The organism is Pantoea sp. nfd-35 (assembly GCF_056892255.1).
On record NZ_CP122403.1, the window covers coordinates 2,163,385 to 2,186,155 of the forward strand.

General features: G+C 54.1%; 18 protein-coding genes. 7 read left to right on the top strand and 11 right to left on the bottom strand.

Features of this window, described 5'->3' with window-relative positions:
- Positions 1-164 precede the first annotated feature (164 nt).
- A complete protein-coding gene (hrpA, locus tag P9J57_RS10125) occupies positions 165-4,064 on the top strand; it encodes an ATP-dependent RNA helicase HrpA (RefSeq protein ID WP_089517325.1) in 3,900 nt (1,299 codons plus the stop codon).
- A 92-nt stretch (positions 4,065-4,156) separates the two neighbouring features.
- Here the strand turns inward: hrpA and P9J57_RS10130 are convergent, their stop codons facing one another.
- From P9J57_RS10130 to rstA, 6 genes are all read right to left on the bottom strand, one after another.
- Positions 4,157-4,966, bottom strand: a complete 810-nt coding sequence (locus P9J57_RS10130) for a trypsin-like serine peptidase (protein ID WP_013025882.1) — start codon at positions 4,964-4,966, stop codon at positions 4,157-4,159.
- A 115-nt stretch (positions 4,967-5,081) separates the two neighbouring features.
- The gene (gene ydgU, locus P9J57_RS10135) at positions 5,082-5,162 is read right to left on the bottom strand and encodes a small membrane protein YdgU (RefSeq protein WP_013025881.1); all 81 of its coding nucleotides are present in this window, start codon (positions 5,160-5,162) and stop codon (positions 5,082-5,084) included.
- 82 nt (positions 5,163-5,244) lie between these two features.
- Complete coding sequence (gene asr, locus P9J57_RS10140) at positions 5,245-5,742, bottom strand: acid resistance repetitive basic protein Asr (protein ID WP_013025879.1); 498 nt, start codon at positions 5,740-5,742, stop codon at positions 5,245-5,247.
- Between the two features lie 167 nt (positions 5,743-5,909).
- A complete protein-coding gene (locus P9J57_RS10145; RefSeq protein WP_022623196.1) occupies positions 5,910-7,397 on the bottom strand; it encodes a carboxypeptidase M32 in 1,488 nt (495 codons plus the stop codon).
- Positions 7,398-7,416: 19 nt separating this feature from the next.
- On the bottom strand, positions 7,417-8,718 hold the full coding sequence (gene rstB / locus P9J57_RS10150) for a two-component system sensor histidine kinase RstB (protein WP_013025877.1): 1,302 nt from the start codon (positions 8,716-8,718) through the stop codon (positions 7,417-7,419).
- Positions 8,715-9,440, bottom strand: coding sequence for a two-component system response regulator RstA (rstA, locus tag P9J57_RS10155; protein ID WP_014593781.1), 726 nt, complete (start codon positions 9,438-9,440; stop codon positions 8,715-8,717). The genes rstB and rstA overlap by 4 nt, the downstream gene beginning before the upstream one ends.
- A 174-nt stretch (positions 9,441-9,614) precedes the next feature.
- Between rstA and P9J57_RS10160 the strand changes: the two genes are divergently transcribed.
- Positions 9,615-10,025 (top strand): hypothetical protein, encoded by a 411-nt coding sequence (locus tag P9J57_RS10160; RefSeq protein WP_013025875.1) that lies wholly within the window; start codon positions 9,615-9,617, stop codon positions 10,023-10,025.
- Here P9J57_RS10160 and P9J57_RS10165 read toward each other — a convergent pair.
- Both P9J57_RS10165 and ydgH read right to left on the bottom strand, forming a co-directional pair.
- Positions 10,022-11,410 (bottom strand): basic amino acid/polyamine antiporter, encoded by a 1,389-nt coding sequence (locus P9J57_RS10165; RefSeq protein ID WP_015700238.1) that lies wholly within the window; start codon positions 11,408-11,410, stop codon positions 10,022-10,024. The genes P9J57_RS10160 and P9J57_RS10165 overlap by 4 nt on opposite strands.
- Positions 11,411-11,620: 210 nt before the next feature.
- Entirely contained in the window at positions 11,621-12,574 is a 954-nt protein-coding gene (ydgH, locus tag P9J57_RS10170; RefSeq protein ID WP_013025873.1) for a DUF1471 family protein YdgH, read from the bottom strand.
- 533 nt (positions 12,575-13,107) lie between these two features.
- Here ydgH and pntA point away from each other — a divergent pair.
- Together pntA and pntB are read left to right on the top strand one after the other, a co-directional pair.
- Positions 13,108-14,640 carry a Re/Si-specific NAD(P)(+) transhydrogenase subunit alpha gene (gene pntA, locus P9J57_RS10175; RefSeq protein WP_028715180.1) on the top strand — a complete coding sequence of 511 codons (1,533 nt, stop codon included), beginning with the start codon at positions 13,108-13,110 and terminating at the stop codon, positions 14,638-14,640.
- 3 nt (positions 14,641-14,643) lie between these two features.
- The gene (gene pntB / locus P9J57_RS10180) at positions 14,644-16,032 is read left to right on the top strand and encodes a Re/Si-specific NAD(P)(+) transhydrogenase subunit beta (RefSeq protein WP_019105164.1); all 1,389 of its coding nucleotides are present in this window, start codon (positions 14,644-14,646) and stop codon (positions 16,030-16,032) included.
- Positions 16,033-16,080: 48 nt separating this feature from the next.
- Here the strand turns inward: pntB and uspE are convergent, their stop codons facing one another.
- Both uspE and P9J57_RS10190 read right to left on the bottom strand, forming a co-directional pair.
- Entirely contained in the window at positions 16,081-17,034 is a 954-nt protein-coding gene (gene uspE, locus P9J57_RS10185) for a universal stress protein UspE (protein ID WP_013025870.1), read from the bottom strand.
- Positions 17,035-17,153: 119 nt separating this feature from the next.
- The gene (locus tag P9J57_RS10190; protein WP_013025869.1) at positions 17,154-17,894 is read right to left on the bottom strand and encodes an FNR family transcription factor; all 741 of its coding nucleotides are present in this window, start codon (positions 17,892-17,894) and stop codon (positions 17,154-17,156) included.
- 318 nt (positions 17,895-18,212) lie between these two features.
- Between P9J57_RS10190 and smrA the strand changes: the two genes are divergently transcribed.
- Positions 18,213-18,779 carry a DNA endonuclease SmrA gene (gene smrA / locus P9J57_RS10195; protein WP_014593778.1) on the top strand — a complete coding sequence of 189 codons (567 nt, stop codon included), beginning with the start codon at positions 18,213-18,215 and terminating at the stop codon, positions 18,777-18,779.
- Here smrA and P9J57_RS10200 read toward each other — a convergent pair.
- Positions 18,776-19,696: a LysR substrate-binding domain-containing protein gene (locus P9J57_RS10200; RefSeq protein ID WP_013025867.1), complete on the bottom strand. Its 921-nt coding sequence runs from the start codon at positions 19,694-19,696 to the stop codon at positions 18,776-18,778. The two genes, smrA and P9J57_RS10200, sit on opposite strands and share 4 nt — an antisense overlap.
- A 318-nt stretch (positions 19,697-20,014) precedes the next feature.
- Here P9J57_RS10200 and P9J57_RS10205 point away from each other — a divergent pair, with 318 nt between their 5' ends.
- A complete protein-coding gene (locus P9J57_RS10205) occupies positions 20,015-21,355 on the top strand; it encodes an MFS transporter (RefSeq protein ID WP_013025866.1) in 1,341 nt (446 codons plus the stop codon).
- Between the two features lie 67 nt (positions 21,356-21,422).
- A complete protein-coding gene (gene hglS / locus P9J57_RS10210; RefSeq protein WP_029570052.1) occupies positions 21,423-22,763 on the top strand; it encodes a 2-oxoadipate dioxygenase/decarboxylase HglS in 1,341 nt (446 codons plus the stop codon).
- Positions 22,764-22,771: the final 8 nt, after the last annotated feature.

The window sequence follows — 22,771 nt, forward strand, 5'->3', positions numbered from 1 at the left end:
TATTTCGAGAGCTATATTCGAATTAATTGAACAAGCCGGTTTTGCCAACCATCACGGCGTAAAAGGGAATGTGCTATGCTAGGCGCAATTATTAGCGTTAATCAGCGGGTTATCTTAGCACTGTACGCTGAATCCACACCGTCTGAGTAAGGTACGTCACTACTATGTCTTCTCCGGTTTCATCCCCATTAACGCCGCTCTGGTCGCGGCTTGATGCGTTAATGCTGCGTGACCGTCAACGCTTGCAGCGTCGGTTACATGGCGCCAAAAAAATCAAAAATCCCGACGCTCAGCAAAGCATCGCCGCCGAGCTTGAGCAGGATATCATTGTTGCAGAGCGCCGCGTTGCACAACGTGTTGCGGCGACGCCGCGCATCACGTTTCCGGAAAATCTGCCAGTCAGCCAGAAGCAGCAGGTCATCGCAGAGGCGATTCGTGAACACCAGGTGGTTATCGTCGCGGGTGAAACCGGATCGGGCAAAACCACCCAGTTGCCCAAAATTTGCCTGACGCTGGGTCGCGGTATTACCGGCTTAATTGGTCACACTCAGCCGCGTCGGCTGGCGGCACGTACCGTTGCCAACCGCATCGCCGACGAGCTGGAAACTTCGCTCGGTGGCTGTGTGGGTTACAAAGTGCGGTTTAACGATCAGGTCAGCGAAACGACCCAGATTAAACTCATGACAGACGGAATTCTGCTGGCGGAAATCCAGCAGGACCGCATGCTAATGCAGTATGACACCATCATCATTGATGAGGCTCATGAACGCAGCCTGAATATCGACTTCCTGCTGGGCTACCTGCGGGAGTTACTGCCGCGTCGTCCCGATCTGAAAGTGATTATTACGTCAGCAACCATCGATCCCCAGCGCTTCTCTCGTCATTTCAACAACGCGCCGGTGATTGAGGTGTCGGGCCGCACCTATCCGGTAGAAGTGCGCTACCGTCCGGTGGTGGAAGAGGCGGAGGATGTTGACCGCGATCAACTTCAGGCCATCTTCGACGCGGTCGATGAGCTGGGGCGTGAAGGCCGGGGCGACATCCTGATTTTTATGAGCGGTGAGCGCGAAATTCGCGATACCGCCGACGCGCTGATGAAGCGCGATCTGCCCCATACCGAAGTGTTGCCGCTCTATGCCCGTCTGTCTAACAGCGAGCAGAACCGGGTATTTCAGTCGCACAGCGGGCGGCGTATCGTGCTGGCAACCAACGTCGCCGAAACGTCGCTGACCGTACCGGGCATCAAATACGTTATCGATCCCGGCACGGCGCGTATCAGCCGCTACAGCTATCGCACGAAAGTGCAGCGCCTGCCGATAGAGCCGATTTCGCAGGCCTCCGCGAATCAGCGTAAAGGACGTTGCGGGCGCGTGTCGGAAGGGATCTGCATACGGCTCTATGCCGAAGACGATTTCCTGAGCCGTCCGGCCTTTACCGATCCTGAAATCCTGCGCACCAATCTGGCCTCGGTTATTCTGCAGATGACCGCGCTGGGGCTGGGCGATATCGCGGCCTTCCCGTTCGTGGAAGCACCGGATAAACGTCACATCCAGGACGGCGTAAGGCTCCTGGAGGAGCTGGGGGCATTAACCCTCAATGACGACGGACATTACTCACTCACCGGCTCCGGCCGCCAGCTGGCGCAGTTGCCTGTCGATCCGCGCCTGGCGCGCATGGTGCTGGCAGCACAGCAGTACGGCTGCGTGCGGGAAGTGATGATCATCGCTGCCGGCTTATCGATTCAGGACCCGCGCGAACGTCCCGCCGACAAAAAGCAGGCCTCGGATGAAAAACACCGGCGCTTTGCGGATAAAGAGTCAGATTTTGTGGCGTTTGTGAACCTGTGGAACTACCTGGGTGAACAGCAGAAAGCGCTGTCCGGTAACCTGTTCCGCCGTCAGTGTAAAACAGACTATTTAAACTATCTGCGCGTACGCGAATGGCAGGATATCTATACCCAGCTCCGTCAGGTAGTGCGCGAACTGGGCATTCCCGTTAACAGCGAGCCAGCGGAGTACAGAGAGATTCACTGTGCCTTGCTGACCGGCTTACTGTCACATATCGGTCAGAAAGACGCTGATAAACAAGAGTTTACCGGCGCACGCAACGCCCGTTTTGCTATCTTTCCCGGCTCTGGGCTGTTTAAAAAGCCGCCTAAATGGACAATGGTCGCTGAACTGGTGGAAACCAGCCGGCTGTGGGGCCGCATGGCGGCGCGCATCGATCCCGAGTGGATTGAGCCGCTGGCGCAGCACCTGATCAAACGCAGCTATAGCGAACCTCACTGGGAGAAATCGCAGGGCGCGGTGATGGCAAGCGAAAAGGTTACCCTGTACGGTTTGCCGATTGTGGCTGCGCGCAAGGTGAATTACGGCACCATCGATCCCACGCTCAGCCGCGAGCTGTTTATTCGCCATGCGCTGGTTGAGGGCGACTGGCAGACGCGTCATGCGTTTTTCCGCGCCAATCAGAAACTGCGCAGCGAAGTCGAAGATCTGGAACATAAATCGCGCCGCCGCGATATTCTCGTGGATGATGAAACGCTGTTTGCTTTCTACGATCGGCGCGTGGGCAAGGATGTCGTTTCAGCCCGCCATTTTGACACGTGGTGGAAGCAGGCCAGCAAAACCAATGCTGAACTGCTGAACTTTGATAAGCAGATGCTGATCAAAGAGGGCGCGGATAAGGTCAGCCAGCTCGACTATCCCAACGTCTGGCATCAGGGAAACCTTAAACTCAAGCTGAGTTATCAGTTTGAACCCGGTGCGGATGCCGATGGCGTCACGGTCCATATACCTTTACCGCTGCTTAACCAGGTGGAGGAAGCGGGTTTTGAATGGCAGATCCCCGGCGTGCGGCGCGAGCTGATCATCGCCCTCATCAAATCGTTACCAAAGCCACTGCGCCGCAACCTGGTGCCTGCACCCAACTATGCTGAGGCGTTTCTGGGCCGTGTTACCGCCATGGAGATGCCATTGCTGGATGCGCTGTCGCGGGAATTCCGCCGCATGACCGGCGTGACGCTGGAGCGAGACAACTGGCAGTGGGAACAGGTGCCCGATCATCTGAAAATGACGTTTCGGGTTGTCGATGAGCACAACCGCAAACTTCAGGAAGGCAAAGATCTTGCTGGGCTGAAACGCCTGTTAAAAGGAAAGGTGCAGGAAACGCTCTCTAACGTGGCGGACGATGGCCTGGAGCAGAGCGGTTTGCACCTCTGGAGCTTTGGCGATTTACCGCGCAGTTACCAGCAAAAACGCGGCAGCTATGAGGTAAAAGCCTGGCCTGCTCTGGTTGACGAGAAGGACAGCGTGGGCATCCGCTTGTTTGACAGCGAGCACGAGCAGCAGAAAATGATGTGGCGCGGTCAGCGCCGCCTGTTGTTGCTGAATATTCCGTCCCCCGTGAAGTATCTGCATGAAAAGTTGCCGAACAAAGCCAAGCTGGGGCTGTATTTTAACCCTTACGGCAAGGTCATGGAGCTGATTGATGACTGCATTGCCTGCGGCGTTGACAAGTTAATCGCGGAAGCCGGTGGCCCGGCATGGGAGCAAACGCAGTTCGAAGCGCTAAGGGAAAAAGTGCGCGCCGAACTCAATGATACCGTGGTAGAGATCGCAAAGCAGGTTGAGCAGATTCTGACAGCGGTATTTTCGATTAACAAACGTCTGAAAGGGCGGGTAGATATGACGCTGGCGCTGGCACTGGCGGATATAAAAGCGCAGATGAACGGCCTGGTTTACCGGGGTTTTGTCACCCAGAATGGCTGGCAGCATCTGGCAGATACGCTGCGTTATCTGCACGGCATTGAGCGACGGCTGGAGAAGTTGCCGGTCGATCCTCATAGCGATCGCGCCCGAATGCTCAAAGTGCAGGCCGTCGAGCAAGCGAGGCAGGCATGGTGGAATAAATTGCCGCCGCAGCGTCAGGATGACGCGGACGTGCAGCATATCCGCTGGATGATTGAAGAGCTACGAATCAGCCAGTTTGCGCAACAGCTGGGAACGCCTTATCCGATTTCGGATAAACGCATCCTGCAGGCAATGGAGCAAATCGCAGGCTAGTTGCCGAGACAGCTCGCGTAAAAAAAGCCCGCATCCGGGTAAGGTGCGGGCTTTTTTGTTATGTTTCCGTCGCGGCGGCGTGCGCAGGCAGATTACTGGGCCAGCGCTTCAAGCCGGTCTTTAAAAGAGGTCACGGCAATCGCCCGGTTATCCGCAAGATAGCGATCTTTTGCGGCAGGTGCCGAACTCTGCACGGCAATCAGCTGCCAGCCTTTATCGCCTTTCAACAGTAGCGGCGAACCGCTGTCACCCGGCAGCGTATCACACTGGTGCGATAACACGGCGCGCTGCGCCCAGCCGGTGATCAGGCAGTCGCTGTGTGAATACAAGCTGTCAAGATGATCGGCAGGGTAGCCAGCCTGAGTCACTTTACGTCCGGCTTCTTTAAGCGCGTCCGTTAAATCACTGCGTGAACCATCAAACAGCGGAATCGGCGTAATGGCAGAAGGGGGATTGCGTAAAATAACCAGACCATAGTCGAACGGTGCTGCGCTGCTGGGGACGATCCATCCTTCGCCATCAGCTTTTAGCCTGTGGACCAGAGAAGGTTCAACGCGGGCATCAATGTCGTGGATCTCGTAGCGCCAGCCTTTTTTGGTCGACATAAAGCGCAGCGCGACCGGTTTATCGAACTTGCCCGGTGGCGTCAGTAAACAGTGGCCTGCGGTCAGTGCCAGGTGTGGTGAAATAAGCGTTGCGGTGCACAGGTTACCACTTTCGGTTTCCAGTTGACCTATCGCATCCCAGGGCGCGTCGCTGACGTCGGTAATCGCCTGACGATGATCCTTACCAAAAAACAGCATTTTTATTTCGGCAGGCGTCGGTGAATCATCATTATCATCGGCATGAACAACGGCGGTGAAACTGAAAAGTCCAACGATTAACAGGGTAGCCAGGCGCATAGAACTCTCAATAGCGAGAAAAAGAAAACGTTTTTGTTATTACTGAAGTGACATAACTATAGTCAGTGAGCGGTAAAAAAGGGAGTCTTTTCAGTTAATCAGTACGCGACAGCGACTAAATAAAAAAACTGGCCGCGATAACGCCACATAAGATCATCACAATCAGAATAATTTCGAAGCGATAGCGACGGACCATATTAGCCACTCCAGTAAAGAAACACCCGGCAGAACCGGGTGTTTTAATTATTAACGCTTACTCGGAACCCTAAAGGGTGACCTTATTTTTTAGCGGCTTTTTTGTGGTGCTTTTTAGCAGCCTGGGCTTTCTGAGCTGGTTTAGCTTTGTGGTGTTTTTTAGCGGCCTGGGCTTTCTGGGCTGCTTTAGCTTTGTGGTGTTTTTTAGCAGCCTGAGCTTTCTGGGCTGGTTTAGCTTTGTGGTGTTTCTTAGCAGCCTGGGCTTTCTGGGCTGGTTTAGCTTTGTGATGCTTTTTAGCGGCCTGCGCTTTCTGAGCGGTATCTTTCTTAGCGACTTTCTTTTTAGCCGCCTGAGCTTTCTGCGCGGTGTCTTTCTTCACTGCTTTTTTCTTAGCAGCCTGAGCTTTCTGTGCAGCTTTATGGTGCTTCTTGTGAGCGGCAGCTTTGTGTTCGGTCTTAGCAGGTGCAGCGGTAGTAGTAGTGGTAGCAGCAGCGGCTGGAGCAGCAGTTGTCTCGGCAGCGAAAGCAACTGAAGACAGACCCATGGCAGCGGCGATTACCAGTGCAAATAATTTTTTCATTGCAAAACCCTCGGACTATTTTTTCATGTGTAGCCCACTGCGGGGCCGGTGAAATGACTATATGAGAAAATAACAGGCGCGTCCGTGGGTCATTGGTATCGCCGTGTAACCGATTGTACAAAGTGGGCGGGGGGAAGTGAAAGGCGGCCTTCAGACCGCCTGCTACCTTAACTGTTCAGGTAACGCTGCTCAAGGTGTTTGCGGAAATAGTCCGGGTTCAGCGCCTCTCCCGTGGCATTAAGCATCAGCTGATCGGTAGAGAAACGGCTGCCGTGTTGCCAGATATTCTGTTGTAGCCAGTCAAAAACGGGCTGCAGTTCGCCATGCAAAATCAGCTCTGCCGACTGTGGAATCGCTTTTTGCAAAGCCTGGAACAACTGAGCCGCGTACATCGCGCCCAACGTATAGGTCGGGAAATAGCCGAACGCGCCATCGGTCCAGTGAATATCCTGCATGCAGCCGTTGCGGTAATTCCCGCGCGTATCGATGCCCAGAGACTGCTGCATTTTCTCATCCCAGAGTGCGGGGATATCCTCGACCTCAATCTCACCTTCGATGAGCGCACGTTCAATTTCATAACGCAGAATCACGTGGGCCGGATAGCTCAGCTCGTCGGCATCCACGCGAATCAATCCGGGTTTTACCTGCTGAGCTAAACGCACAAAGTTATCAGCCTGCAGTGCCGGTTGCGCCCCCATCTTAGCGATCACCTGCGGCAGGATGCGTTGCAGGAACTGCGCGCTGCGGCCCAACTGCATTTCCATAAACAGACTTTGTGATTCATGAATGGCGGTGGAGCGCGCCAGTGCCACCGGCTGGCCCCGCCACTGTTTGGGCAGGTTTTGCTCGTAACGGGCATGGCCGGTTTCATGGATCACGCCCATCATGGCACTCAGAAATTCATCCTGATTGTAACGGGTGGTGATGCGCACATCGTCGGGGACGCCGCCGCAGAAAGGATGCGCACTGATATCCAGCCGACCATGGTTAAAGTCAAAGCCCAGCTCGGCCATAATGCTCAGCCCCAGCTCGCGCTGCGCCTCAATGGGGAATGGCCCCTGAGGGGTTAACTTGGGTTCTTGCGCCTGTTTTTCTACCACCTGTTGCAACAGCGCCGGTAGCCAGGTTTTTAACTGTCCAAACGTCTCATCCAGTCGGGCGCTGGTCATCCCCGGCTCAAAAACATCGAGCAGGGCATCGTACCGGGAACAGCCATTGGCGTGCGCGCGCAGTTGCGCTTCCTCACGACTTAAGCGCACCACCTCTTTCAAATTTGTGGCAAAGCCCTGCCAGTCATTGGCGGGACGCTGGCTGCGCCAGGCATGTTCACAGCGCGAACCCGCAATGGATTTTGCTTCGACCAGTTCGGCAGGCAGTAAGGTCGCCTGGGTCCAGGCGCGACGCATCTCGAGCAGGTTGGCGCGCTCTACATCATTGAGAGATTGCTGTTCTGCCTGCTCAAGCCAGTCACCCAGGCGCTTGTCTGTCAGGATCTGGTGCTGCAAAACACTCATCTCCGCCAGCGCTTCACCCCGCGCAGCACTGCCGCCTGGTGGCATCGTGGTCTGCATATCCCATCCGGCAATGGCGCTGACGTGGCTGAAACGCGACAGGCGCTGAAAAGTGGCACAAAGTTGTTGATAAGCTGAAGTCACATTAATGCTCCTGAATGAGTTAACGTCGGGGCAGTTCCCGAAAGGGAAGATCCAGCGGCCAGCAAAAGCGAACGCTGGCCCCGCCTAGCGGGCTGGTTTCAATAGAAACCCGGCCACTTAATGCATGGGCAATAGAGTGAACGATGGCAAGGCCAAGCCCACAGCCCCCGGTGGCGCGGTCACGGCTTGGGTCGAGTCGTACAAAAGGTTCAAATACGCGTTCACGTTCATCAAGGGGAATGCCCGGGCCATCATCTTCGACCTGCAGGTTTCCCAGCGCACCATCAAACCACAGGCTGACCCGCAGGCGCTGACCGGCATAACGCAGCGCGTTATTGACCAGGTTATCCAGTACGCGCTCCATCAGTCGGGTATCTGAAATCCCGTAGTTTTCACGCTGGGGTAAATCGAGATCGATCTGTGTCTCCGGGTTTATCGCCCGGAAATCTTCCATGCGCTCACGTAACCAGTTCGCCAGATCCAGCGACTGCAAATTAAGATCGACGCGGGGTCGGTCGAGACGGGCATAGGTCAGCAGCTCTTCAATCAGGCTTTCTAACTGGCTGACATCGCGGTTCAATGCCGCTGACTCCGCTTCGGTCAGATTGTCGCTCATCTCCAGACGATAGCGTAAACGTACCAGCGGCGTTCGCAGTTCGTGGGCGATGCCGTCAATCAGCTGTTTTTTACTGGCGACCAGCGTATTAATGTTTTCCGCCATTTGGTTAAAAGCCACGCCGACCCTGAACAGGCTAGAGGTGCTGTCGAAGTGCGTGCGGACATCAAGCTGTCCCTGACCAAAACGCTGAGCCGCGTGCTCCAGCCGCAGCATCTCTTTCCAGTGCGGACGCAGCCAGATAAAAACCGGCAACCCCAGCGACATCCCGATAAACACCACCAGGGCCATATCCAGCAGGCGCATCTGATGCAGATAAAACAGGTAAGGGATTGGCCCAACGGTCAGAACGTAGTGGCTGCGCGGAATGTGCTGCAGGAAAGTGTATTTATCATCCAGCGCCACGATTTCGCCTGCGCGCAGCCGGCGCAGTTCATTTTCATCCAGTTCAAACTTACTCATTGGTTCAATATGCAGCTCAAACGACAAGCCGAGATCGAGACTCTTAATCGTCTTATTCCAGTCCCGTGGCGGGATCTCACGCAGTTCGCTGCGGATCAGATAGAGCGAACTGGCCATCAGGTCGTTCATTGACTGGCGACCGGCACGCTCGGCGGTAAATTTGTAAACCAGCCCGACCATTAGTGACATCACCAGGAAACAGACAAACAGCAGCAGGTAGAACTGAATAAAAAGTTTTTTCATACCGAACGCGTGTCCCAGGCCTGTGGCGCAAACAGATAGCCTTTATTACGGATGGTTTTAATACGAAATGGCTCGGTGGCGCTGTCGTGCAGCTTTTTGCGCAGGCGAGAAATCGCTACGTCAATGCTGCGATCCATCCCGTCGTAGCTGACGCCGCGCAGCGTTTTTAGCAGCGCGTCACGGTTCAGAATTTGCCCGGCATGGCTCGCCAGCACCCAGAGCAAATCGAAATCTGCCGTAGACAGGGCAATGTTTTCGTCAAACAGCACGACCTGACGATTGAGCGCATCAATCGTCAGAGAGCCAAAGCGTAACATGCGATTGTTTTTCGCTGGCGCCGGGGCTTCTTCGCTCTGGCCCTGCTGGGACTGGCGCAGATGCAGGCGCAGTCGGGCCAGCAACACCGCAGGGGGCGCCGTTTTCAGGATATAATCCTGGGCGCCCATCTCCAGCGCCAGGATATGGTTCATGTCGCTGTCGAGAGACGTGAGCAGGACAATCGGTCCCTGCCAGTTCGCGCGTAAGTCACGACAGATTGACATACCGTCTTTGCCTGGCAGCATGATATCCAGCATGACCAGGTCGGGCTGCTGCTCGACAATAGTGGCTTCCGCCCGATCGCCGCGCGTCTCCACAATCACTTCAATATCATGTCGTCCAAGGTAAGCGGCAATCAGCGAGCCCACTTCCGGTTCATCTTCAACGTAAACGATTTTGTGCATGATGCTTTCTAACGTAAAAAGGAGGGGTAAAGCATAACTTTTCCTGACGCAGAGCTCTATGCAATCACACGAAATATCCTTGAGTAACTGGGATATATTCCGCAAAATAGACAGTCATTAACCCTGCGTTTAACGTGTGTTCCGGATTCATTGTGATCACCTTGAGGAGCCAAAGTGTTTGATAAAGAGCTGGCATCAGCGGTATACCGCGATCGCATCTGCTTTAATTACAGTGATTTCCTGTCGGCATCCTGTAAAAAACGATGGAGCTTTGTGGATGCAATCTACGGCGTACTGCCTATATTTGGCATGGTGACACGCAAATCTGCGCACAGCTTACAGGCGAGTGAAGATCAGCTTAAAGAATTAGCATTACAAATCATTTCAACGCAGGTCAGCGATGAAATCAACATAGCCCGTTTGATCACGCTTGCCGAGCAGCAACACATTTCCCGCTTCGATATTCAGCTTCCGTACCCGCTGTCAGACAAGCAGCTTGAGGCTATTCATGAAGAATACCCTAAGCCTGTAGCACTGACACAGCAGGATGACCTGCTGTGTGTCGTACTGGATCAGGCGCACTAGGCAAGCAGTTCCCACATCGCAGGAAGGGTTGCCGCCACGATCAGCATCATGGCAACCCGTTCGACCGGTTTCAATGCCACCTCATGCCCGCGACGGCGCGCAAAAATAAACAGTAAAATACCCGGCGCATAGAGCACCACTGACGTAAACAGATGCAGCGGGCCTGACGCATACAACAGCCAGATGCCATACAGGCTGGCGCCCACACCGACGGCAAGCGCCCAGGGTTTTTGCTGTCCTTTCACCACTTTAATCAGATAAAGTCCGACCAGCAGGTAGGGCACCAGAATCATTTCAGAGGCAATGGTGAGCAGCGTGTTGTAATCTGCGCCGGTCAGGGCAATGAGGATCAGGCAAACCTGAATACTGCCGTTTGTCAGCCATAACGAGGCGGCAGGCGCGTTGCGGGCGTTCTGCCGGGCAATACTGCGTGGAAACGCACCCTGCTGTGCGGCAATAAAGGGCACTTCAGCCGCCATGATCGTCCAGCTCAGGTAAGCCCCGCACACGGAAATAATCAGGCCCACCACAATAATGGCGTTACCCCAGCTCCCCGTCAGGCGCGTCATCAGGCCCGCCATGGAAGGATTCCGCATTTCCGCCAGCTCCGCACGGGGAACGATGCCCAGTGACAGCAGCGTCACCAGCAAATAGACCAGCAGGGCAGCCAGCACCGCCAACAGCGTCGCGCGTCCGACATCCTTTTTATGCTTTGCACGAGAGGATACAACCACCGCGCCTTCCACGCCGATAAACACCCACAGCGTGATCAGCATGGTCTGCTTGACCTGTTCCCACAAGGGGACGCCCAAACTGAGTCCGGAAAAATCGAAGTGAAACCGGTCATAATTGAAGGCCAGAACGGCCAGCACAACAAACAGCAACAGTGGAACCAGTTTGCCAAGGGTTGCCAGCAGGTTGATGCTGGCAGCGGTTTGCACCCCGCGCAGCACCAGCCAGTGAACCAGCCACAGCAGCACCGATGCGCCCAGCATCGCCTGCCAGGTGTTACCGTTGCCAAAAATGATCCGATCAGGCGTATCCGTAAAGAAGCTCAGCGCAGAAAAAACGATAACCAGGTAGGAGACGTTAGCGATAACCGCACACAGCCAGTAACCCCACGCGGAACAAAATCCGGTCAGTTCGCCAAATCCGGCGCGGGCATAGGTAAAAATCCCGCCGTCCAGTTCAGGTTTCAGCCGCGTCAGTAACAGCATCGCCAGCGAGAGGAAGATAATCCCCGCGCCCGTGATCAGCCAGCCGATCAACAGCGCCGCCGGACCGGCGACCGCCGCCATATTTTGCGGCAAGCTGAAAACACCTGCGCCCAGCATAGAGCTGAGAACCAGCGCTGTCAGGGCACTGAGGCCTAATTTTTTCTCCAAAACGTTCTTCCTGCTAGCATAAGTGGCTGGATGACCAGCATAAACACAACGTTATATCGTCATTGTGTTACGTATAGCGCGTTAAATACTCTGAAAAACCGGCGGAGGATTTTACGGAGTGCGGTGAAGGATGGCAATGCGTGGCTATGCAAAATCGAGCAGGAATTATGCAAACAGACAACAGGGCGGCGGGCGCCGCCCTGCGGTATTTTATTTGAACAGATCGGCTGTCACGGTCAGGTTGCCACCGCTCTGGTTCTGCCACTGACGCGTCACATGGTAGAATTTAGCCCCTTTCTCGGCAGCGCGTTTCGCGGTTTCCTGTGAAACCTCGGTTGGCGTACCAAAATGTCCGCTAAAGGTTACGGTATCAAACGGCTGCATCTGTGCTGCCGTGACCGCATTAACTTCCTGGATCTCTTTGCCGTCCGGCAAGGTCACCGTATAGCGTTTACCGGTTGAGCTCTGCGTTTCAAAGAAGCGGCCTACCGTATTGCTAGGGGTTTCTGAAGAGGCGACGCCAGGGATTTCCACTTTCTTAGCGGCTGCACCGCCTGCCGCCAGCGCTGCTTTGCCTGCCTGAGAGTCGGCCGGGATGGTGTCCGGACTCTGCACCACGCGCTGTTTCGCATCGGCCTTATAGATGTACGCGGTAATGAACTGGTTGCCGCCGGTATTGGCATCAACCTGACGCACGATAAAGAAGGAGGCTGCGCCTTTTTCTTTTGCGGCTTTGGAGATCGCGTCATTTACATCAGGCTGGCTCGGGAAGAAGCCGTTGACGGTCACGGTATCGAAGGGTTCCAGGCGATAAGCCTCTGCCTTGGGCAGCTCTTTCAGGCCATTGAACATCCGGTATTCAGTTTCCTGACTGGCTTTAGGCGCGTTGGCCTTGTACAGGTCTGCGGTCACGCGCCAGTTGCCGCTGTTACCGTTGCTGTCGTTAATGCCTTGAATGTAATAAGAATCTGCATTCAGTTCATCAGCACGTTTTGAAACGGCATCGGCCGCATCGCCAATTGCATTGAAACGACCGGTGATATTAATACGTTCGAATGGCTTCAACGCGGCCGCTTGTTCTGGCGTCAGCTCTTTAGCCGCAAATGCATTTGCCGCCAGCAGAGATAACAGGGTAGATGCCAGAATAGTGTTCTTCAGCTTCATAAAAATGATCCTTCGCCTTACGCAAAATGAGTACGAAAACGTGCTGGACTCTTGATGTATAACAGATTAGCCGCTGATTATTACATGTTATAAACACGCTGTCGCAGCCATTTTTTGCGATATATCTCTTGTTGTGAGCCAGATTATTCAATCCTGACCGCGCGCCGCGCGATTTTGCCTTACGCTTAAGACAATAAGATGAAATGCGCTGTGATAACAGTACGAAAATAGTTAATGCATTGTTAATTTTAGCTTTTTTTAAAAGGAATATCAGGGTGAAGCGCGCAACAGTCAGCAGATTGTTTGCTGCTAATGTCCCTATACAGTGAGGTTATGCGGAATTGTGTCACTCCGGCTGGATATTACGGCGAATGTGACATAACTGCGCCTGTGCAGTAGATCGTCCGTAACAATTTCAGTAGCTTTAGAAACGATTAGGTTATTGCTTTTTATCACATTGCCTGATGGTCGGTATCGGCACGGCAATGTGTACCGCAAGGATCATCCTCCTTTAATCGATGAAAGGGAAAACTATGTTAATTGGAATACCCAAAGAGCGATTGGCTAACGAGTCACGTGTGGCAGCGACGCCCAAGACCGTTGAACAGCTAATCAAGCTGGGTTTCAGCGTGGCTGTAGAGCATGATGCAGGTAAGCGCGCCAGCTTTGATGATGACAGCTATCTTGCCGCGGGGGCCTCGCTGACTGACCGCCAGCAGGTCTGGCAGGCCGATATCGTGCTGAAGGTGAACGCACCCGATGATGACGAGACAGGTCTGACCCGCGAGGGCAGCACGCTGGTGAGCTTTATCTGGCCCGCTCAGCATCCCGAACTGCTTGCAAAGCTCGCCGCGCGACATGTCACGGTGATGGCCATGGACGCCGTTCCCCGTATTTCCCGCGCCCAGTCGCTCGACGCGCTCAGTTCCATGGCGAACATTGCCGGTTATCGTGCGATCGTCGAGGCCGCACATGAGTTTGGCCGCTTCTTTACCGGGCAGATCACCGCGGCGGGTAAAGTGCCACCGGCAAAAGTCATGGTCATTGGTGCCGGTGTGGCTGGCCTGGCGGCGATTGGTGCAGCCGGCAGCCTTGGCGCCATTGTGCGCGCTTTTGATACGCGTCCTGAGGTCAAAGAGCAGGTCCAGAGTATGGGTGCGGAATTCCTTGAACTCGATTTTGCAGAGGACGCGGGCAGCGGCGATGGGTACGCCAAAGTGATGTCCGATGCCTTTATTCAAGCTGAAATGGCGCTGTTTGCTCAGCAGGCACAAGAGGTCGATATCATCGTCACCACGGCGCTGATTCCGGGAAAACCCGCGCCAACGCTCATCACCGAAGAGATGGTGGCCAGCATGAAGCCGGGCAGCGTTATTGTGGACCTCGCGGCGCAAACCGGCGGCAACTGTGCGCTGACGGTTGCCGATCAGGTTACCGTCACCGCCAACGGCGTGAAAATCATTGGCTACACCGATTTACCGAGCCGTTTACCCACCCAGTCTTCACAACTTTACGGCACTAACCTCGTTAATCTGATGAAGTTGCTGTGCAAAGAGAAAAACGGTGAAATTGCTATCGATTTCGCCGATGTTGTCATCCGTGGCGTTACCGTCGTGCGCGATGGCGAGGTGACCTGGCCTGCGCCACCGATTCAGGTCTCGGCTGCACCTAAAGCCACAACCACGTCTGCACCGGTGCAGAAAAAGAGTGAGGTTGCGACGGGATCGCCACGACGCAGCTATCTGCTGCTGGCGCTGGCCATCGTGCTTTTTGCCTGCCTGGCGAACGTCGCACCCCGTGAATTCCTGTCACATTTCACCGTCTTCGCGCTCGCCTGCGTAGTGGGTTACTACGTGGTGTGGAACGTGAGCCATGCGTTGCATACACCGCTGATGTCTGTCACCAATGCCATTTCCGGCATTATCGTGGTAGGCGCTGTGCTGCAAATGGGACATGGCGGTTGGGTCAGCTTCCTGTCTTTTATTGCCGTATTGATCGCCAGCATCAATATTTTCGGTGGCTTCACCGTCACGCAGCGCATGCTGAAAATGTTTCGTAAGGGGTAACACATGTCTGGCGGATTAGTGACAGCAGCATACATTGTTGCCGCAATACTTTTTATTATGAGCCTTGCCGGGCTTTCTAAACATGAAAGCTCAAGACAAGGGAATCTCTTTGGCATCAGCGGCATGGCAATTGCGCTCATCGCCTCCATTTTTGGTCCCGATAGCAGCAATGTCGTCTGGATTTTGCTGGCGATGGTGATCGGCGGGGCCATCGGCATCCGGTTAGCCAGACGGGTTGAAATGACAGAAATGCCCGAGCTGGTTGCCATTCTGCACAGCTTTGTCGGGCTGGCTGCAGTATTGGTGGGGATCAACAGCTATATCGATCATGCCCCCGGACTGCCCGCAGTCATGGAAAATATCCATCTCAGCGAAGTGTTTATCGGTATCTTTATTGGTGCGGTCACCTTTACAGGATCGCTGGTTGCGTTTGGTAAGCTGTGCGGAAAACTGTCGTCCAGACCGCTGATGTTGCCTCACCGGCACAAGCTGAATCTGCTGGCGCTGATCGTGTCATTCCTGCTGTTGCTGTGGTTCGTCAACACAGACAGTAGCGGCGCGCAGGGATTTGCCCTGTTTGTCATGATGGTCATTGCACTGGCTTTCGGCTGGCATCTGGTTGCCTCCATCGGCGGGGCAGACATGCCTGTCGTCGTTTCTATGCTGAACTCCTATTCAGGCTGGGCGGCGGCGGCGGCAGGCTTCATGCTCAGCAACGATCTGCTTATCGTAACCGGCGCGCTGGTGGGGTCATCGGGTGCCATCCTCTCCTACATTATGTGTAAGGCGATGAACCGTTCGTTTATCAGCGTCATTGCCGGCGGCTTTGGCAGCGACAGCAGCGCGGTAACGGACAGCGAAGAGGCTGGCGAATACCGCGAGATCAGTGCGGAAGACACCGCAGAAATGCTGAAGTCATCCACGAGCGTCATTATCACTCCCGGCTACGGAATGGCGGTGGCACAGGCACAGTATCCGGTGGCCGAGATCACCGAAAAACTGCGCGCCCGTGGCATAAAGGTACGCTTCGGTATTCATCCGGTCGCTGGGCGTTTACCCGGCCATATGAACGTCCTGCTGGCTGAGGCAAAAGTGCCTTATGACGTGGTACTGGAGATGGACGAAATTAACGATGACTTCAGCGACACGGATACGGTGCTGGTGATCGGTGCCAACGATACGGTCAATCCCGCCGCTCAGGACGATCCCGGCAGCCCAATTGCCGGTATGCCGGTGCTGGAAGTGTGGAAGGCGCAAAACGTGATTGTGTTTAAGCGGTCAATGAATACCGGCTATGCCGGTGTGCAAAACCCGCTGTTCTTCAAAGAAAACACCCAAATGCTGTTTGGTGATGCCAAAGCCAGCGTGGAAAATATTCTTAAAGCGCTGTAATAAACAAGGGCGACACATTGTGTCGCCCTTGTTGCGAACCTCGCCTGATTAGTCGTGCTCGTCATCCTCTTCAAGCGTAATCGGCGAAACAAAGTCATCCGGTTTTATCGCCAGTAGATCGCAGCGCAGGTGATCGATCACCTGTTCCGCCGTGTTGCCCAGGAAAGCGGCCGACAGTCCGGTTCGGCCAATAGTCCCTAATACCACAATCCCCGCGCCCAGATGCCCTGAAAGTTCGGGTATGACTTCTTCCGGTAAACCTTTCTCGACATGGGTGAACTCTTCACTGATAGAGAACTTCTGCCGTAGCGCTTTCATCGCCACCAGGTGCTGGCCACGAATCGCGTCGTTGTACACACTGGGATCAAAGTCGGGCAGCTCAATGGCAATATTGATCGGCGTGATGGGATAGGCGCCCACCAGATGAACTTCGGTATGGTTTACGCTTTCTGCCAGTTTAACGGTTTCACGAATGAGTTTCTGATTCAGTGCATCGTGGTGAGGTTCTTCGCTGGCGAGGTTAACCGCCACCAGGGCTTTGCCACCTTCGGGCCAGGGCTGATCTTTGACCATCCACACCGGACAAGGACATTTACGCAACAGATGCCAGTCCGTCGGGGTAAAGATCACCGCTTCCAGCCGATCGTGCTGGTGCGCCATCTTAAGCACCAAATCATGCTGATGAGCCAGCACTTCCTGAATGATGGCTTCGTAAGGACGGTTATGCCAGATCACTTTGATATCGATATCCACGCCTGCATCCAGATAGGCCTGGGCCTGTTCGCGTATCCACTCTGAGCGCTGAGAGATCACGCCCTGACGCATTGAGGTGCGCTCATCCGGTGAGAGCAGGGTGGTCATCTCATATGAGAAGTCGTAGATAGGCAGAAAAGCTTTGATTTTGCCGCCGATAAGCTGGTTGAGATATACCGCACGTCGCAGCGCGGGCTGGTCATCCTGTTGAGGATCGATGGCGACCAGAATATTTTGATACTGGGACATAGGCTACTCTCCTTAAACCAAAGCGACTGGATTAAAGATAGCCTATGTTCAACGCAGTAAGAAAGTGAAAAAGATGTAGCCGGATCAATAAAATAACATTTATTAACCCGGCTTAACCATCAGGCTGCCTGATGGCTCTGGCCCGCCAGACCTTCCAGCATGGCGTGGTTCTCAATAGTGATGTATTTCCCTTTCACCGCCAGCATGCCTGATTTCTGAAAACGCCCCAGCAAACGGCTAATGGTTTCAACGGTTAATCCCAGATAGTTGCCGATGTCGCCACGCGTCATGGTCAAACGGAACTCACGCTGTGAGAACCCCCGCTGACCGTAACGGCGGGATAAGTTCCAGATAAAGGCCGCCAGCCGCTCTTCAGCGTTCTTCTTGGACAGCAACAGGATCATGTCCTGATCGCCTTTGATTTCGCCGCTCATCAGACGCATCATCTGCTGACGCAGGGCCGGCATTTTGCCCGATAAATCATCCAGCGTATCAAAGGGGATTTCACAGACCATCGCCGTTTCCAGCGCCTGGGCAAAGCTTGGATGGCTGGCATTCATGATGGCGTCAAAACCGACCAGATCACCCGCCAGATGGAACCCGGTAATTTGTTCATCGCCCTGTTCAGTGATGGTATAGCTTTTGATCGTGCCGGAACGGATAGCATAAAGGGAGCGGAGGTCGTCACCGGCTTTAAACAGCGTATGACCTTTCTGAATGGGTTTCTTTCGCTCAATAATGTTATCTAGCTGATCAAGCTCATGTTCGTTCAGTGTGAAAGGGATGCATAACTGGCTAATGCTGCAATCCTGGCAGTGAATCGCACAACCGCCTGACTGTATACGTTTTTCAGGGAACATAGTGGTTTGCTCGACGATAATTGACTGCGGTCAATTTTACCATTTTTCGCTCGCAAAGGAACTCATCCGAGCAGTTTTTAGGCATACAAAAAGTGTGGTCTGTTACACTTCGCTGAAGGCTGTTATTACTGGCTTTCTTGATGTCAAAGTGTAACGGCCGTCAATATATGTTTACGGTTTTATGATTTCAGACAGGATCTTTCTTTATCTTAAGACCGGGAATAAGGGTTAAAAACGGGGTTAGCGCAGACTTTCCCGATTTTGCTACTATTCGGGTTAAGCACTATTTTGCGTCATATCATTTTACAGGGGCGAGCGATGAACCTTGACGATGACAATCTGTTCCGTGACGCGATGAATGACGTTACGCCACTCAGAGATGCGGACAACACGCGGTGGAATCCTCTCTCCGCCAGTAAAAAAGCACGTCAACTGCCGCCAGAACAGGAAGATGAAAACATCTTAACGCGCGGTTATCTGGATATTATCCCGCTGGATCAGCCTCTGGAATACAAAGCAGAGGGCATTCAGCAGGGCGTGTTAGATAAGCTACGCAAGGGACAGTATACGCTGGACGCCAGCCTTAACTTACTGCGTCAGCCTGTAGAGGTCTGTCGCCAGAACCTGTTTAATTTCATTCGTGAGGTGCGGCAAGCCGGGTTTCGCAACCTGCTTATCATTCACGGTAAAGGGCGCGACAGTGAATCCCACGCCAACATCGTACGAAGTTATCTGGATCGTTGGCTACGGGAGCTGGATGAGGTGCAGACCTTCTGTGTGGCGCAAAAGCAGCACGGCGGGGCGGGCGCGCTTTACGTCGGATTACGCAAGACCGAGAAAGCGCGTCAGGACAACTGGGAGCGACATGCAAAACGCAGTCGCTAACTGTGAAATTTACGAATAGTACTCATCAGAACCTCAGCGCTCAGGCTTAAGGTATCGCCGGTCCGGGTGATAATACCGACCGGCTCGCCAGGGCCTGGAGAGGTAATGGGCAGCGAGAAGACGGCGTTGTGACTGAGATCTTCTTTAATGGCGCCTGAAGGCACAAACCAGATGTAGTCATAGCGTAGCGCCAGTTGGCGGGCCAGCGAGGTGGAAGAGGTTTCAACGCAATGTGGCGGTAAACAGCAGCCCTGCTCGTCAAGCATCTGCTGGGCCAGGCGGCGCGGAGCCGTTCCTTCGGGGGAAATCACTACCGGCCACTGCATGGCGCGGGATAAGGTGACGTTGTCACTTAACAGGGGATGTTCCGGCCTGACAACCAGTTTTAATGATTCGAGGAACAGCAGTTCATAGGTTAAGCCGGTCATCATCTCTTTATCAGCCATACGACCAATGCCGATATCAAATTCGCCCGCGCGCAGTCCGGCCAGCAAGACATTGTTGTGCAACGTGGCAACCTGAATGGTGGTGTTAGGACGCAGTTGATGAAAGCGATCGAGAATCTGTGGCAACATGCCCATCGCGGCAGTCGTAAGCGCGCCAAGCCGAATCACGGCAGGACGCTCGTTGATCTGTTCGTTAAAACTCTGACCGGCATGGTTCAGTGCATCCAGCACCTTTACCGCATGCGTCAGAAACTGCTCTCCCATGGTGGTGAGCTGTGCACCCAGTCGGCCGCGTTCGAACAGCCTGACGCCCGTCAGTTCCTCGAGTTCGTTAAGGGTTTTAGAGAGTGCAGGCTGGCTAAGACTTAACGTCTCGGCTGCACGCCCCAGCGTTCCCTGCTGCGCAACGGCAACAAAGGCATGTAAATGACGCAAGCGAATGCGCTGATTGAAAAGGATATTTTTTTCCATTTCCCAAACTTAATGACATTGCCAGGTAACTGGCAACTATTTAAGCTGGATTTTGTTAACTTTGCTGCAAATTTTTATTAACAATGTGTACTTTTTATCGGGTTTTCATTTAAGTTACTGATAAATAATGCTTGAGGCGCTATCGTCGGATAACGCAGCCGCCAGTCGTGACTGAAAAATCATTAACTTAACTAACCATTTTTTGAATGATTATTATTCTCGTGTAAAATTCACGCGTTTTATCGTTAACGATCGGCTATCATAAGCGCCGTTTTTTTTACCAAAACTGATAGTTATTTCGTTAAGGAGAGTACGTCCGTGAGCAGCGTTGAGTCGGTAGACGTTCGCCGGTTAATCAATCAGGGTGCCCTGAGCGGTGGCCAAATTCGATTGATTGTACTCTGTTTTATCGTCGTGGCGCTTGATGGGATGGATATCGCCATCATGGGGTTTATCGCGCCCTCGCTGAAAGCGTCCTGGAACGTCACGAACCATCAGTTAGGCGTCGTCATCAGTGCGGCGCTTATTGGCCTGGCGCTGGGCGCCATGATCGCCGGTCCACTGGCCGACCGCTTTGGTCGTCGCTTAATGATTATATTCAGCGTGCTGTTTTTTGGCTTATGGACGCTGGTCACCGCGTTTTCGCACAGCATTGAGCAGATGATCCTGTTCCGCTTTTTGACCGGGCTCGGATTGGGCGCAGCCATGCCGAACGTCAGCACCCTGGTCGCAGAATATGCCCCCGAGCGCCGTCGCTCATTCATCATCACCGTGGTTTTCTGCGGCTTTACCTTTGGCGCAGCCAGCGGAGGCTTTGCGGCATCCTGGCTGTTACCGCGTTACGAATGGCATTCTGTTCTGTTGCTGGGCGGTATTTTACCGCTGCTGGTGCTCCCGGTGCTGATACGGCAACTGCCAGAATCAGTGCGTTTCTTGATTAGCCGTGGTGCGCCGGCAGAACGCATCCGAACCATTCTGGAGCGTATGATTCCGGGCAGTACGAACCCGCACAGCCAGTTTCAATCCTCCGAAGCGGACGCCACTCAGCCAGACAAAAACGCAATCGCCACGGTTATCTCTCCGCGCTACCGTACCGGCAGCCTGATGCTGTGGGGCGGCTATTTTATGGGGCTCTTTCTGGTTTATCTGATAGGCAGCTGGCTGCCTTCGCTGGTGAGTAAACAGGGGATGACCGTGACCCAGGCCGCCATTATCACCGCCATGTATCAGGCGGGCGGCACCCTGGGCTCGTTATTTGCCGGCTGGCTGATGGACAGATTTAATGCCAACCTGGCGTTGGCCGTCATCTATTTTTGTGGCGGGATTGCCATTGTGGCGTTGGGTTTCTCACCGGCGCAGGTCACCGTCATGAGCAGCATAGCCTTCTGTAGCGGCTTTTGCTTTAACGGTGCTAATACCGGAATGAATGCCTTATCAGCCAGCTATTATCCTACCCATGCCCGCGCGACCGGCTCCAGTTGGATGCATGGCGTGGGCCGAATCGGTGCCATCCTCAGCGCGTTTGTGGGAGCAGAAATGCTGTCGCTCGGCTGGTCTTTTAACCTGATCTTTTTGCTTCTGGCGATTCCGGCCGTCCTCACGACAGCGATGCTGGTGATTAAAAACCGTTATGGTTTTAAGCCGATCACAAATTCATGATTTTTTCCGCTGACGGCAACGCGTTGGATTACAGTAGCTGCAACGCTCATGCTTTCAGGTGGTGATTATGGATAACGTTATCAGTGCGGATGCCATCCGTACGGGCTTTTCAAAGGCAATGTCGGACATGTATCAGCAGGAAGTGCCGCTGTACGGCACGTTGATGCAGTTGGTCAAAGACGTTAATCAGGCCTCGCTGGCGGCGGACAGCGCCCTGCAGCAGCGCCTGGCGCAAGCCGATGAGCTGAGCCGTTTAAGCCTGGAACGCCACGGTGCAATCCGCGTTGGCAGCGCCGAAGAGCTGGCCATGCTGCGTCAGATGTTCGCCGTTATGGGCATGTTCCCGGTCGGCTATTATGACCTTTCTCAGGCGGGCGTACCGGTACACTCAACCGCGTTTCGCCCTGTTGACGACGACGCGTTGCGTCGTAATCCGTTCCGTATTTTTACCTCATTACTGCGGCTTGAATTGATTGAAGACCCGGCGCTGCGCGATGAAGCTGCCGCAATCCTGGCCTCGCGGGACATTTTCACCGCAGGCTGTCGCGCATTAATTCAACAGCATCAACAGCAGGGCGGTCTGACTGAGACCCAAGCGCAGCGCTTTATTACCGAGGCATTAGAAACCTTTCGCTGGCACTCGCATAGCCTCGTTGAAAGCCACACCTATCAGGCCCTTAATCAACAACACCGGCTGATTGCGGACGTCGTGTGTTTTCCTGCCTGTCATATCAACCACCTGACACCGAGAACCCTGGACATTGATCGCGTTCAGGCCTTAATGCCCGAACGTGGTATCGATCCCAAAAACGTTATTGAAGGCCCGCCTCGGCGCAAGGTGCCGATTTTATTACGCCAGACCAGTTTTAAAGCGCTGGAGGAACCTGTCGTTTTCAAAGATGGCTATCAGGGCACCCATACGGCAAGATTTGGTGAGATAGAACAGCGCGGCGCAGCCTTAACCCCAGAGGGGCGCGCGCTTTACGATCGGCTGCTGACTGAGGCCGGAAGCGGCGCAGACAATCAACAGCATCAGCAACGGTTGTCTGCTGTATTTCAGGCGTTTCCGGATAACGAAACCGATCTGCGCCGGGAGGCTCTGGCCTGGTTTCATTATCGCCTGAGTGATAAAGGCCTGGCTGAACCGCCTCAGCCCGGTGAACCGCTGGACGCCCTGATCGAACAGGGCCGCATTCTGGCCGATCCCATTATTTATGAGGATTTTCTACCGGTCAGCGCGGCGGGAATTTTTCAGTCTAACCTCGGGGATCACACCCAGGCGCGCTCGTCAGGCCAGGCAAGCCGCAGCAGCTTTGAAGCCGCACTGGGCTGCGCAGTACTGGACGAAATGGCGCTGTATGCCCAGCGTCAGGAAGCCTCATTACAACGTTGCGGCCTGGTATGCTAACCCACCGG

Coding starts and splice junctions, on each gene's coding strand:
- hrpA (WP_089517325.1), top strand. CDS start 165: ATGTCTTCTCCGGTTTCATCCCCATTAACGCCGCTCTGGTCGCGGCTT.
- P9J57_RS10130 (WP_013025882.1), bottom strand. CDS start 4,966: ATGCGCCTGGCTACCCTGTTAATCGTTGGACTTTTCAGTTTCACCGCC.
- ydgU (WP_013025881.1), bottom strand. CDS start 5,162: ATGGTCCGTCGCTATCGCTTCGAAATTATTCTGATTGTGATGATCTTA.
- asr (WP_013025879.1), bottom strand. CDS start 5,742: ATGAAAAAATTATTTGCACTGGTAATCGCCGCTGCCATGGGTCTGTCT.
- rstB (WP_013025877.1), bottom strand. CDS start 8,718: ATGAAAAAACTTTTTATTCAGTTCTACCTGCTGCTGTTTGTCTGTTTC.
- rstA (WP_014593781.1), bottom strand. CDS start 9,440: ATGCACAAAATCGTTTACGTTGAAGATGAACCGGAAGTGGGCTCGCTG.
- ydgH (WP_013025873.1), bottom strand. CDS start 12,574: ATGAAGCTGAAGAACACTATTCTGGCATCTACCCTGTTATCTCTGCTG.
- pntA (WP_028715180.1), top strand. CDS start 13,108: ATGTTAATTGGAATACCCAAAGAGCGATTGGCTAACGAGTCACGTGTG.
- pntB (WP_019105164.1), top strand. CDS start 14,644: ATGTCTGGCGGATTAGTGACAGCAGCATACATTGTTGCCGCAATACTT.
- uspE (WP_013025870.1), bottom strand. CDS start 17,034: ATGTCCCAGTATCAAAATATTCTGGTCGCCATCGATCCTCAACAGGAT.
- P9J57_RS10190 (WP_013025869.1), bottom strand. CDS start 17,894: ATGTTCCCTGAAAAACGTATACAGTCAGGCGGTTGTGCGATTCACTGC.
- smrA (WP_014593778.1), top strand. CDS start 18,213: ATGAACCTTGACGATGACAATCTGTTCCGTGACGCGATGAATGACGTT.
- P9J57_RS10200 (WP_013025867.1), bottom strand. CDS start 19,696: ATGGAAAAAAATATCCTTTTCAATCAGCGCATTCGCTTGCGTCATTTA.
- hglS (WP_029570052.1), top strand. CDS start 21,423: ATGGATAACGTTATCAGTGCGGATGCCATCCGTACGGGCTTTTCAAAG.